This is a genomic window from Streptococcus sp. HMSC10E12, assembly GCF_001807855.1.
In the GTDB taxonomy this organism is placed as follows: domain Bacteria; phylum Bacillota; class Bacilli; order Lactobacillales; family Streptococcaceae; genus Streptococcus; species Streptococcus salivarius.
Genome location: NZ_KV791088.1, coordinates 1 through 11,831, shown reverse-complemented (window position 1 = coordinate 11,831; position 11,831 = coordinate 1). Strand labels below are relative to the sequence as shown.

12 protein-coding genes, 1 pseudogene and 1 other annotated feature are annotated in these 11,831 nt (G+C 41.3%); of the genes and pseudogenes, 3 read left to right on the top strand and 10 right to left on the bottom strand.

Annotated elements, in window-relative coordinates; all coding sequences use genetic code 11:
- Nucleotides 1-22 precede the first annotated feature (22 nt).
- Complete coding sequence (gene gdhA / locus HMPREF3112_RS04620; protein ID WP_002885547.1) at nt 23-1,375, bottom strand: NADP-specific glutamate dehydrogenase; 1,353 nt, start codon at nt 1,373-1,375, stop codon at nt 23-25.
- 358 nt (nt 1,376-1,733) lie between these two features.
- Between gdhA and HMPREF3112_RS04615 the strand changes: the two genes are divergently transcribed.
- The 3 genes from HMPREF3112_RS04615 (at nt 1,734) to HMPREF3112_RS04605 (ending at nt 4,230) form a co-directional block, all read left to right on the top strand.
- Entirely contained in the window at nt 1,734-2,840 is a 1,107-nt protein-coding gene (locus HMPREF3112_RS04615; protein WP_070438396.1) for an AAA family ATPase, read from the top strand.
- Nucleotides 2,841-2,896: 56 nt separating this feature from the next.
- Complete coding sequence (locus HMPREF3112_RS04610; RefSeq protein ID WP_022496252.1) at nt 2,897-3,658, top strand: NUDIX domain-containing protein; 762 nt, start codon at nt 2,897-2,899, stop codon at nt 3,656-3,658.
- A 68-nt stretch (nt 3,659-3,726) separates the two neighbouring features.
- Nucleotides 3,727-4,230 (top strand): HdeD family acid-resistance protein, encoded by a 504-nt coding sequence (locus HMPREF3112_RS04605; protein WP_037612024.1) that lies wholly within the window; start codon nt 3,727-3,729, stop codon nt 4,228-4,230.
- A 78-nt stretch (nt 4,231-4,308) separates the two neighbouring features.
- On the opposite strand, the gene HMPREF3112_RS04600 is transcribed toward HMPREF3112_RS04605, so the two are convergent.
- The 9 genes and pseudogenes from HMPREF3112_RS04600 to HMPREF3112_RS10945 all read right to left on the bottom strand — a co-directional run.
- Nucleotides 4,309-6,189, bottom strand: coding sequence for an ABC-F family ATP-binding cassette domain-containing protein (locus HMPREF3112_RS04600; protein WP_002885596.1), 1,881 nt, complete (start codon nt 6,187-6,189; stop codon nt 4,309-4,311).
- Nucleotides 6,190-6,272: 83 nt separating this feature from the next.
- Nucleotides 6,273-7,475: a CCA tRNA nucleotidyltransferase gene (locus HMPREF3112_RS04595; RefSeq protein WP_048676347.1), complete on the bottom strand. Its 1,203-nt coding sequence runs from the start codon at nt 7,473-7,475 to the stop codon at nt 6,273-6,275.
- Nucleotides 7,472-8,239, bottom strand: a complete 768-nt coding sequence (gene dapB, locus HMPREF3112_RS04590) for a 4-hydroxy-tetrahydrodipicolinate reductase (protein WP_048676350.1) — start codon at nt 8,237-8,239, stop codon at nt 7,472-7,474. The genes HMPREF3112_RS04595 and dapB overlap by 4 nt, the downstream gene beginning before the upstream one ends.
- Before the next feature lie 60 nt (nt 8,240-8,299).
- Complete coding sequence (locus tag HMPREF3112_RS04585) at nt 8,300-9,142, bottom strand: DegV family protein (protein WP_048676354.1); 843 nt, start codon at nt 9,140-9,142, stop codon at nt 8,300-8,302.
- Between the two features lies 1 nt (nt 9,143).
- Nucleotides 9,144-9,518: a DUF1149 family protein gene (locus HMPREF3112_RS04580; protein WP_002885550.1), complete on the bottom strand. Its 375-nt coding sequence runs from the start codon at nt 9,516-9,518 to the stop codon at nt 9,144-9,146.
- A 199-nt stretch (nt 9,519-9,717) separates the two neighbouring features.
- Complete coding sequence (locus HMPREF3112_RS04575) at nt 9,718-10,413, bottom strand: GNAT family N-acetyltransferase (RefSeq protein ID WP_070438393.1); 696 nt, start codon at nt 10,411-10,413, stop codon at nt 9,718-9,720.
- A 57-nt stretch (nt 10,414-10,470) separates the two neighbouring features.
- Nucleotides 10,471-10,761 (bottom strand): 50S ribosomal protein L27, encoded by a 291-nt coding sequence (gene rpmA, locus HMPREF3112_RS04570; protein ID WP_002885483.1) that lies wholly within the window; start codon nt 10,759-10,761, stop codon nt 10,471-10,473.
- 35 nt (nt 10,762-10,796) lie between these two features.
- Nucleotides 10,797-11,111: a 50S ribosomal protein L21 gene (gene rplU / locus HMPREF3112_RS04565; RefSeq protein ID WP_002885597.1), complete on the bottom strand. Its 315-nt coding sequence runs from the start codon at nt 11,109-11,111 to the stop codon at nt 10,797-10,799.
- A 40-nt stretch (nt 11,112-11,151) separates the two neighbouring features.
- Nucleotides 11,152-11,226 (bottom strand) — a sequence feature (ribosomal protein L21 leader region).
- Between the two features lie 112 nt (nt 11,227-11,338).
- Nucleotides 11,339-11,800 (bottom strand): annotated as a pseudogene (locus HMPREF3112_RS10945) (GNAT family N-acetyltransferase); the annotation flags it as partial.
- Nucleotides 11,801-11,831: the final 31 nt, after the last annotated feature.

Here is an 11,831-nt window from a genome sequence, read left to right as displayed (position 1 = left end):
GCTATTAGTAATAATCTATCAATTAAACGATACCTTGTGCTGACATAGCATCTGCAACTTTAAGGAATCCAGCGATGTTGGCACCAACAACAAGGTTACCTTCATGACCAAATTCTTTAGCAGCTGCTGCAGCATTTTCGTAGATACCTTTCATGATATCGTAGAGTTTAGCATCAACTTCTTCGAATGTCCATTGTGTACGTCCGCTGTTTTGTGCCATTTCAAGAGCTGATACAGCAACACCACCAGCGTTAGCAGCTTTGGCAGGACCAAATGATACACCAGCTTTAAGGAAGACATCAATAGCTCCCAAAGTTGATGGCATGTTAGCACCTTCTGAAACAGCCAATACACCATTTGCTACAAGTGTTTCTGCATCTGTTTCATCCAATTCATTTTGAGTTGCACATGGGAATGCCAAGTCAGCTTTAACTGACCAAACTGTCTTTTCACCACCAGCAGGTGTGAAGGTTGCATTTGGACGTGCTTCTGCATATTTAACGATACGTTCACGTTTAACTTCTTTGATTTCTTTCAACAAGTCAACGTCGATTCCGTCTGGATCATAAACAAAACCAGATGAGTCAGAACATGTTACCGCTTTAGCACCAAGGCTTTGCAATTTTTCGATAGCGTAGATGGCAACGTTACCAGCACCTGAAACAACTGCTGTTTTACCGTTAAAGTTTTCACCACGTGCATTAAGCATTTGTTCTGCAAAGTAAACAGCACCGTAACCAGTTGCTTCTGTACGAGCAAGTGATCCACCCCAGTTCAAACCTTTACCAGTAAGAACACCTGTGTACTCGTTACGAAGACGTTTGTATTGGCCGTAGAGGTAACCAATTTCACGTCCACCAACACCGATATCACCTGCAGGTACGTCTGTATCTGCACCAATGTGTTTGCTCAATTCAGTCATGAAGCTTTGGCAGAAACGCATGATTTCGTTATCTGATTTACCTTTAGGATCGAAGTTTGATCCACCTTTACCACCACCGATTGGTTGACCAGTCAATGAGTTTTTAAAGATTTGTTCGAAACCAAGGAATTTGATGATTGATTGGTTTACTGATGGGTGGAAACGAAGACCACCTTTGTAAGGACCAATAGCTGATGAGAATTGTACACGGAAACCACGGTTTACTTGTACTTGTCCTTTATCGTCAACCCATGGCACACGGAATGAAACGATACGTTCTGGTTCAACCAAACGTTCCAAAAGGTTTTCTTCAATATATTTAGGATATTTATCGAAGACAGGAACAAGTGAATCGAAAACTTCTTCAACTGCTTGAAGAAACTCAGCCTCATGGCCATTTTGAGCTTTCACTTTTTCAAAAACGCTAGCAACGTACTCTTTACCTGTTGTCATATCAATGTTTCCTTTCAAATAATTACCTTAGTAATTTAATTACATGAATAGTATAAATTTTCAGAATCTTCTTGTCAAGTATTTTCTGCTATTTTTTTGATTTTTATGTTAGGTTTTGTGACATAGCAAGTGACCTCTCTTTTTTTAGTTAATCCTAAAATGTTATCAATTCAACAATGTAAGCGGATACTGTTTTTCTTGTTTTTCTCCAAAATTTTTTAAACTTTTTTTGAACTTTAAGGCTAAAATGGGTAAAAAAACAATTTAGTAAATTTACTATTTTTACATTTACAAAGATTCCCAACTATGTTATCATTAATTTAGTAATTTTACTAAATCTCAAAAAGGATCATTTTTTATGAAAAGAAAACAATTATCTGGAAAGCGCATCGGCATTGTTTTTGGAACTTTCGCTCCAATGCACGTTGGACACGTTGACCTCATTACCAAGGCAAAACGTGCTAATGACAATGTGCTTGTCATCGTAAGTGGCAGCAACACACAAGAAGATCGTGGGACACGCGCAGGCCTATCACTCAATCGACGTTTCCGTTATGTTCGAGAAGTCTTCTATGATGATGAATTAGTCGTTGTGGATAAACTAGACGAAGCTGGGATGCCAGCCTATCCAGAGGGCTGGGTGCCTTGGGTTAATCGTATCAAAGAGCTTATCGCTAAGAATACGGATAATCCTGAAAAGATTACCTTCTATGTTGGAGAGCTAGAGTATGTGACTGAGCTCAATCGCTATTACCCTCAAGCTCAGGTAGAACTCATCGAACGTTCTATTATCAATATCTCTGCTACTGAGATTCGCGACAATCCGATGGAAAATTGGCGTTTTATCACCAAGCCTTTCCGTCGCCACTTTACGCGCAAGGTCCTTGTTGTGGGCTCTGCTAGCGGTGGAAAGACTACTCTTGTCAAGGATTTGGCCCGCACTTACAATGCTCCCTGCTCTCTGGAATATGCTAGGGAATATCAAGAAAAGTATAATGTACGAGATGACGAGTTAGATACCAACGACTATATTCACCTCCTAACAGATCAATATGCCCAGACCTCTGATATCATTGACAAAGGGCAACACTCAGGACTTATCTTTGCCGATACCAATTCAACAGTCACTAAGGTCTATATTGACTACTATTTGAAAGAAAATATCTCCCAAGAAGAGTTCGACATGTTGGATCGTCTCTATCAGGTAACTCAGGCCCGTGAAAAGTGGGATTTGATTTTTGTGATTCTGCCAAAATCAAACTATGTAGATGATGGTTTCCGTGACATGACTATGGCCGATAATCAAACACGTGACTGGTTTACCAAGCATCTCTTAAACCTCCTATCACCATTCAAAGATAAAATTGTTATTTTAGGGGAAAATAGTAATAGCGACAGCTTCTTTGCGGACAACTACCACAATGCCAAAAAAGCAATCAAGGAACGTCTACACATCGAGATTTAGAAGACTGGTGTAAAGCACTCATCATTTGCACTTACAATAAATAAAGGAGGAAACCTATGACTAAAACCTTCGAAAACTCTGGTAGTGAAAAGGAATTTTTGGACATCTATAGGCGAGAGGAAGAGGATAAGTACGTTAAGCCCTCAGTGACCGTTGACTCGGTCATCTTCCGCTATTATGAAGGAAGAGTCCAAACCTTACTTATCAAGCGAAAAAACCATCCCTTCATGGGGAAATACGCCCTCAGTGGTGGCTTCGTTCAGGAGCAAGAAGATCTCAATCTAGCTGTCTGTCGCGAAGTACAGGAAGAAACATCCGTTAAACTCAATCCTGACCACATTGAGCAACTCATTACAGTGGGAACACCTTATCGGGATCCTCGAATGTGGACCATTACAGTGGCTTATCTCTGCTTTATGACCTTTAATGACATTCAAGTGGAAAAGGCTGCCGACGATGCAGCATCTACGCATTGGTTAGACATCGCCATGGTAGACGGTCGACTGCAACTTGTTGATGGTGAAAAACAACTATCACATGATGACCTCGCCTTTGACCACTGGGAAATCCTCTTAACAGCTATGAAACGTATCAAGGGACGACTCGAATACTATCCAACTATCCTTTCCATTATGCCCGAGGAAAACACCTTGACTACCTACCGTCAACTTTTTGGTACCTTTAATGAAGACTACCTCAAGATGGATTCCACAAATTTCTTGCGCCGCTTTAAACACCTCTTCCAAAAAACAGGTCGTCAGGTAGCTACGAGAACCAGAAAAGCTGCCACCTACACTTATAACATCAAGCCACTCTAAAGTAGGTCTTTGTTTGACAATTTGATACTTATTTAGTAGTATTAAGAAAAATTAATAAGAGGTAGCCTATGAAAAGTTTTACATTGATTAGTGGCATTCTCATTACACTCTTGGGTGTCTTTTTCTTCGCTAATCCTACAAACCTTCTTGCCATCGTTGGTTGGCTGTTTGCCCTAGTGATGCTGGTATCTGGTGTTTCAAGTCTCATGGTTTATTTTAAACGAGATAACGAAAACCGCTCCTTCTTCCAACTGCTTCAGAGTATCATTTCCATTGTTTTTGGGATTATTTTGCTATCAACATCAGCATGGGTGCTCTCAGGTGTAGCTGTAACCATTATCGCTTGGTGGCTTCTTGTCTCAGCCTTTACACAAGGCTTTCAAGCTCATCGCCAACGTCAATTCGGCTTCTCAGGACAACCTGCCCTGTCAATCGCCTTAATTTGTCTGGTATTTGGGCTCTTACTCTTTAGTGCTCCGTTTTTCTCAGCCTTTCTTATTGGGCGCTTGGTAGCTTCCTTAATTATCTTTACGGGTGTTTCAGTCCTTTCCTTTTCATTCCGCTTGTGGTAAGAAGAAACCAGACACTACATAAACATAAAAAAGCCTTGCAAATGCAGGGCTTTTGTCATACTTTGATTACTAAAGAGCTTATCCCTCTAGCTCACTCAAATACTCATAGCGTTCATACTTTTCAAGTAGGGTTTCGTTAGCAGCATCCAAATCACGTTGAAGGGTAGCTAACTGTCCATAATCGCTAGCATTTTCAAGCATGGCTGCTTCAATCTCTTCGATTTTGGCTTCAAGGTCAGCAATCTCATCTTCGATGGTCGCCCACTCTTGTTTTTCAAAGTAGCTCATGCGTTTTTTGTCTTCTTTGACTTTCTCAACTTTAACGCTAGCTTGCTCTTTTTCCTTCTCGAGGAGGGCTGATTGCTCTTGTAAGAAGGCTTTTTCATCAAGGTAGTCTGTGTAGTTACCAAAAAACTCTCGAACACCACCCTCTTCAAAGGCTAGAATCTTGTTAGCTACCTTGTCCAAGAAATAGCGGTCGTGACTTACGGTAACGACAGGGCCGCCAAAACCATTAAGGAAGTTTTCCAAAACCGTCAAAGTTGCAATGTCCAAATCATTTGTCGGCTCATCCAAGAGCAGAACGTTAGGCTTTTCAATCAGAATCTTAAGTAGATAAAGACGTTTCTTTTCCCCACCAGAGAGCTTGGCAATCTGTGTCCCATGGGTAGAACGAGGGAAAAGGAATTGCTCCAAGAGCTCTGTGATACTGGTTGTCCCAACCGTTGTCTTAACTTCATCTGCAACTTCTTGCAAGTAGTTAATGACACGCTTGCTCTCATCCATATCTTTAATTTGCTGTGAGAAATAACCAATACGTACCGTCTCACCAATATCTAGGACACCAGCTGTAGGCACAAGGTCACCATTAATCAGATTGAGCAAGGTCGATTTTCCGACACCATTATCCCCAACAATACCGATACGATCACGATTTTGCATGATAAGATTGAAATCACTGAGAATTTGCTTGCCATCTTCATAAGCAAAATCGACATGCTCGAAGTTCACTACCTTCTTACCAATACGGCTGGTCTCAAAGTTAATTTCAAGATCGTCATTATTGACCGTTTGGTGAACCTCACCCTTAAGATCCTTAAAGCGATTGATACGAGCTTGTTGTTTGGTTGCACGTGCCTGTGGTTGCGTTCGCATCCATGCTAACTCCTGCTTATAGAGTTGCTTTTTCTTGTGAAGGGCTGCTGCATCTCGTTCATCTTGTTCGGCCTTTAGACGCACATAGTCTTGATAATTCCCCTGGTATTCAATCAGATTAGCCTGGTCTAACTCAAAGATACGTGTGGCTACATTGTCCAAGAAATAACGGTCGTGGGTAATAAAGAGTACCGTCTTTTTAGAAGACTTAAGAAAATTCGTCAACCAAGCAATAGTATCAATATCCAAATGGTTGGTTGGCTCATCCAAGAGCAGGAGATCTGCATCATTCAAGAGAACCTGAGCCAACTGCACACGACGACGAAGACCACCTGAGAGATCCCCGACCTTTTGCGAGAGGTCTGACAATCCCAACTTAGACAAGACTGTCTTAACCTCGCTCTCAATGGACCAAGCATCTAGACTATCCATCTCAGCCATAACCTTCTCCAAGCGAGCCTGATTCTCCTCAGAATAATCTGCCATAAGGGTTTCATATTCACGAATCAAAGCCATCTCACGAAGGTCTGATGACAAGACTGTATCAAGCACTGTCTTGCTGTCATCAAATTCTGGCTCCTGAGTCAAATAAGCAATCTTATAGCCATTAGCCTTAGTGAAAGGTGACACATCACCATCAAAACCAATACGCTCAGAGACAACATCTAGCAAGGTTGTCTTACCTGTCCCATTGACACCAATAATCCCAATACGATCCAAATCATGGATAATAAATGAAATCTCTTTAAAAACCGTCTTGTCTCCAACGGACTTGGTTAATTTTTCAACAATAAAATCTGACATCTTACTTCCTTCTTACAAATAACACCGCTACGGATCCTACGCATGCTCTGTAGCGGTGTTTTATTTTTATAACGTCACTAGACTTATTTCATCGCTTGAACAAAGGCCATAATGGCTTCCTTGTCATTAGCTAGTTTCCCATCAACGATGGCATTTTCAATGGCTTTAAGTACACGTCCAAGGTCGGGACCAGGTTTGAATCCTAGCTCCTTCATCAGCGTGCCACCATTCACAACGATTTCGTGCTTATCATGGATTAGCAACTGACCATCCAAATCGGCAATGCGCTCATAATCGACGTCCAAGCCCTGAGCCTGTCTCAAAGTCTCAGCCGCCTCTAAGAGCTCCTTACCATACTGATAAACATCTTGTTTAGTCACGGCTCTCTCCAAACGGAAATTGAAAATCTCAATCAAGGACTGAACTGTCTTTTGGAAATTAACAGACGTCTTCCATTTTTTAAGGAAAGAGCGTGGATTATCATGCTTGAGAGCCAAAAGAGTTGCCGCCCAAGCCTGTTCAGAACTTGTAAATCTAAAGTCCTCCAAATAGTCTGCCACAAAAGACTGCCATTCTTCAGCAGTTTCTTGAAAATCCGGAAGGTACTGATAAGCCTTAGTCGCTAGAAGTGCCTTGATTCCCTTTTTCCAATGTGGGGCCAAAAGCAACTTATCGAACTCGATGAAACTTCGCTCAATCGAAATCTTTTCCAGAAGTGGGGCATGGCTGGTCATAGCCTGAAAAGTTTTTTCTTCGATATCAAAGTCTAAACTCGCTGCAAAACGTAGCCCTCGCATGATACGAAGAGCATCTTCGTTAAAGCGTTCCTCAGCCTTACCAACAGCCCTCAAAACACGGTTGTCCAAATCAGCAAGCCCATCGAACTTGTCGATAACCTCAGCATTTTCATTAAGAGCAAAAGCATTGACTGTAAAATCACGACGCTTGAGGTCCTCTTCCAATGAACGCACAAAGGACACGCTAGACGGACGACGGTAATCTACATAGACGTCCTCTGTTCGGAAGGTCGTCACCTCATACTCACCGCCATTTTCCAAGACCAAAACGGTCCCATGCTCAATACCGATATCCACCGTACGCTCGAAGATCTGCTTGGTCTCCTCAGGATATGAAGATGAAGCAATGTCTACATCATGAATGGGACGGTTAAGAAGGGCATCTCGTACCGAACCACCAACAAAGTAAGCCTCAAAACCCGCAGCCTTAATCTTCTCTAATATTGGTAAAGCCTTCTGAAATTCAGAAGGCAAATAACTTAATCTCATAGTAAATGTTCCAAACCATAAACAAGCTGATCACGTTTAACCACTTCTTTAATACCTAGGTTAACTCCACCCATAAAGGAAATACGGTCATAAGAATCATGACGCAAGGTCAAGCCCTCTCCTTGGGCACCAAAGATAACCTCTTGGTGAGCTACAAGCCCTGGCAAACGCACACTGTGAATGCGGAAACCATCAAACTCAGCACCACGTGCTCCAGCGAGGGTTTCCACTTCATCCTCAGCTCCCTGACGTTTAGACTCGCGAACCTCACGAATAAGTTCAGCTGTTTTCACTGCTGTACCTGAAGGCGCATCTTTTTTCTTGTCATGGTGAAGCTCAATGATTTCAAGATCTGGGAAATATTTGCTAGCTTCTGCCGCAAACTTCATAAGAAGGATAGCACCAATAGCAAAGTTAGGGGCAATCAAACCACCAATAGACTTGTCTTTAGAAAGGTCTGTCAATTCCTGAATTTGTGCTTCAGTAAATCCTGTGGTACCCACAACTGGTGCAAAACCATTCTCCAAAGCAAAACGAGTATTTTCATAGGCAACAGCTGGCATAGTGAAATCCACCCAGACATCTGCGTCAAAGCCAACCAAATCCGCTTTATCTGTGAAGACAGGAACACCGTCCACTTCTTTTTCTGTCGCAAATGGGTCAAGCAAGGCAGCCAAAGTCAATTCGTCATCTCCCTTGACCATTTCAACCGCAGTTGAACCCATTCTTCCTTTAAATCCAGCAACAATAACTTTAATAGACATGTCATTTTTCCTCTCTATTGATTTTAATCATAGACAAACCCCATTCCAGATGGATAGTACTTATTTGGTAAATTTAGGTGTTATACCTAGTACTAGTGCTCCTTCACCCAAGTGTGTCGCAATTACAGCACATAAGGATACCACTGTTGAAACGCTAATTCCCTGTGCTTCTAGCTGCTTTTTAAAATCTTCAGCTTTTTCAGGAGCATTGGTGTGAAGGATACTAAGTTCCATTTCACGATTTTCCTCAGCTAGGGCAACCAAACGTTTCACAGCTTTCTTCTCTGTACGCACCTTTTCAAAAACAACGATTTTTCCTTCGTCATTAAAATTCAAAATAGGTTTGATAGACAAAAGATTTCCTAAAATCGCCGAACCATTCGACAAACGGCCACCCTTAACCAGATGATTAAGATCATCCACAAGAATATAAGCCGTCGTTTGGTCAACTTGCTCCTCAAGCTTCTTCAAAATGTTCTCAAAAGACATTCCTTGGGCTGACCAATGCAAAACGTTTCTCACCATAGCTCCCATAGGAGCTGCTGTGATTTTTGTATCAGGAAAAGCAATCTTCAACTTGGCATGGTCCTCAATCAAAAACTGACTATTGGCCCAAAAACCAGAGATTCCTGAAGAAAGGAAAAGCCCAATGACATGGGTATAACCTTCTGCCTCCAACTCCATAAGCAAGTTATCCAAGTCAGCTAGATTTGGTTGTGACGTCTTGAGCAGTTCCTCAGAGTTTGCCATTTGTTCATAAAACTTATTGACATCCAAGTTTTTTCCTTCAACAAAAGGCTGCCCCTCAATGATGACTGGAATATCTAAAACATAAACATCAGCATGGCCCTGAATCTCAGCAGGGAGATTAACCGATGAATCCGTAATAACTGCAAGAGACATCTTAGAACTCCAAGTTGATACCAGGGCGATCCAAGGCAATTTCAGTTACTTCATAAGTCAAACGTTGAAGCGTATCCAAGAGCGGTGCAGCCAAGGCTTCTGCTTCTTCTTGTGAGAAGTCTTTTGGTTCATTGACGATACGGTTTTGAATATGGTCCATTTGAGAAACAATCCCTGAGATAACAAACTCATCACGGACAATCATAAATTGCAAAACAGCTACAACAGACGTATTGTTAGCTTCTTCATCTTTATTGTGCAACTGGAAAGTTACTTCAACATTTGTTTTAGGCACACCATTCTCTTTTTCCCACTCATGGTTACGAACATCATAGTGGTAACGGTTAACAAATACTTTTTCGCGAATTAAATCCATTAGTCATATTCTCCTTGATACAATTACTCTTTATTATAGCATAAATATGCTTTATTATGGGAATATTATTGACAGAAAAATGAGTATTTAGACTGAGTTTGACAGCAATAATAATCACTAGAAAAGTAGGAGCTTTGATTTAGGTCTAAGAACACTAAAATAAGGCTCCTTCATCAGAAGAGAGCCCTTATATTGCCAGCTAACAATCCCTCAAAGAACATTTCTGCTGTCCCTTTTCATCAAAATTCTCAGGAGCTAGCCAATTCTCAAATCGTTTCTTAAGTGCCGGCCACTCACTATCAATAATCGAGAACCAGTCCGTATCACGGCTACGTCCCTTATAGATAGCATGGTTACGAAAACGCCCCTCATAGGTGAACCCTAAACGCATGGCAGCATTGGCAGAAGGACGGTTGAGACTATCACATTTCCACTCATAACGACGATAGTTAAGATCTTCAAAGACATATTTCATAAGCAGGTATTGAGCTTCTGTAGCTGCTCGAGTCTTTTGTAAAGCAGGTGCTAAAATCACTCGTCCCATCTCAACACTACGATTTTTTGGTGTAATAGCCATAAGTGAAAAGGTTCCCAGAACCTTACCTGAAGCCTTATCCCTGATGGCAAAGAAATAAGGGTTATCGGATTGCTCATAATCCTCCAAACACTGACGTACAGCTTCTTCAGATTCAAATGGATCGGCATACATATAGGTCCAATCAGAAAGAATCTGATTAGTAAAGTAAAAGTCTAAAATGTCCTCATAATGCTCTGCCACTGTCAAATGTTCAACGCTACAATAACGACCTTCTAATAGAGCAACATCTGGCATTTTACCTGGACTGGCATCTGCTAGACTTGGCCCTACTTCTTGTTGGTAGTGATTTAAAGGCATAGGATTCTCCTTTTTTCATAAAGAAAAGCCTACACAAAAGTGCAGACTTTAGCTTAATTATTTAGCAACTGGGTATACAGATACTTGTTTTTTGTCGCGACCTTTACGTTCGAAACGTACAACACCTTCAACTTTAGCGAAGAGTGTATCGTCACCACCACGGCCTACGTTTACACCTGGGTAGATGTGTGTACCGCGTTGACGGTAAAGGATTGATCCACCTGATACAGTTTGTCCATCAGCTGCTTTAGCACCTAGACGTTTAGCTTGTGAATCACGACCATTGGAAGTAGAACCCCCACCTTTTTTGTGGGCGAAAAGTTGCAAGTTTTCAAGAGTTTTCAACATAAGATTGTGTCCTTTCTTAGTGATTAGTCGCTAACTTACGCGTTGATAGCGTTGATAACAACTTTTGTATAAGGTTGACGGTGACCTTGTTTACGGTGGCTACCTTTTTTAGGTTTGTATTTGAAAGTAACAACTTTCTTTTGTTTACCTTGTTTTTCGATAGTTCCGACAACAGTAGCTCCCTCAACAACTGGAGTACCTACTACAGTTTTATCACCACCGACAAGAACAACTTCGTTAAAAGTTACTTCTGATCCAGCTTCAGCGTTGATTTTTTCAACGTAGATCGCTTGACCTACTTCAACTTTAACTTGTTTTCCACCAGTTTTGATGATTGCGTATGTGCTCATGATGCACCTCCTATTAAAATTTTTAATGTGTCTGAGGTTTCCCTCTGTGAAGACTCGCCTAGTACTGCGGGGACAAACCCACTTGCAAACAGTAGTCGTGCGGTTGCACAGGACGTGCATTTAGTCAACGTTACAATTCTATCATTTTTTCCCTCTAATGACAAGAGAAAAAGTTATTTTGATTATTCTTATTCTGCTCATTGAAATTTATCAAAGTTACGATTACCCTAATCAACTTTTATTCCATATCTTCCTAGGAAAGTCTTAGCTAAATCTTGCTCAATCGTATCTAAAGAAAGACTCCTATCAGTTATTAAAATCTGATACCGCTCCGTTCCTTCAAAATAGAAGTGATTCAATGCCTGATAGCCATTTCGTTCATAAAATGCTAAACGTTTTAGACGTTGAGCCCGATTAGAGACTTGCTCCTCATCCATAGGCTCAATCGTAAGCACACACGGTCGTTCTCTTGCTTCTTCCCTAACTTGTGCCAAAATTTGACTACCGTAACCCTGCGACTGTTTACTTTCCTCAACCGCAAGAAAGAGAAGGTAGACCAGGTTATCAGTACAGATTGCATAGGTAAAACCAATAAAAACTCCCTGATCAAAATAAGCCAAGAAAGATTGTCCATTTTTCAAACTGTTCCAAGACAATTGCCAGAGTGGGAGCCTCTCCTCCACAGGAAAAGGGCTCTATAATTTCTGTAGTGGGTAAAAC

What these genes read in the sequence shown, in the direction of transcription:
- gdhA (WP_002885547.1), bottom strand. Translation starts at nt 1,375, where the DNA reads ATGACAACAGGTAAAGAGTACGTTGCTAGCGTTTTTGAAAAAGTGAAA.
- HMPREF3112_RS04615 (WP_070438396.1), top strand. Translation starts at nt 1,734, where the DNA reads ATGAAAAGAAAACAATTATCTGGAAAGCGCATCGGCATTGTTTTTGGA.
- HMPREF3112_RS04610 (WP_022496252.1), top strand. Translation starts at nt 2,897, where the DNA reads ATGACTAAAACCTTCGAAAACTCTGGTAGTGAAAAGGAATTTTTGGAC.
- HMPREF3112_RS04605 (WP_037612024.1), top strand. Translation starts at nt 3,727, where the DNA reads ATGAAAAGTTTTACATTGATTAGTGGCATTCTCATTACACTCTTGGGT.
- HMPREF3112_RS04600 (WP_002885596.1), bottom strand. Translation starts at nt 6,189, where the DNA reads ATGTCAGATTTTATTGTTGAAAAATTAACCAAGTCCGTTGGAGACAAG.
- HMPREF3112_RS04595 (WP_048676347.1), bottom strand. Translation starts at nt 7,475, where the DNA reads ATGAGATTAAGTTATTTGCCTTCTGAATTTCAGAAGGCTTTACCAATA.
- dapB (WP_048676350.1), bottom strand. Translation starts at nt 8,239, where the DNA reads ATGTCTATTAAAGTTATTGTTGCTGGATTTAAAGGAAGAATGGGTTCA.
- HMPREF3112_RS04585 (WP_048676354.1), bottom strand. Translation starts at nt 9,142, where the DNA reads ATGTCTCTTGCAGTTATTACGGATTCATCGGTTAATCTCCCTGCTGAG.
- HMPREF3112_RS04580 (WP_002885550.1), bottom strand. Translation starts at nt 9,518, where the DNA reads ATGGATTTAATTCGCGAAAAAGTATTTGTTAACCGTTACCACTATGAT.
- HMPREF3112_RS04575 (WP_070438393.1), bottom strand. Translation starts at nt 10,413, where the DNA reads ATGCCTTTAAATCACTACCAACAAGAAGTAGGGCCAAGTCTAGCAGAT.
- rpmA (WP_002885483.1), bottom strand. Translation starts at nt 10,761, where the DNA reads ATGTTGAAAACTCTTGAAAACTTGCAACTTTTCGCCCACAAAAAAGGT.
- rplU (WP_002885597.1), bottom strand. Translation starts at nt 11,111, where the DNA reads ATGAGCACATACGCAATCATCAAAACTGGTGGAAAACAAGTTAAAGTT.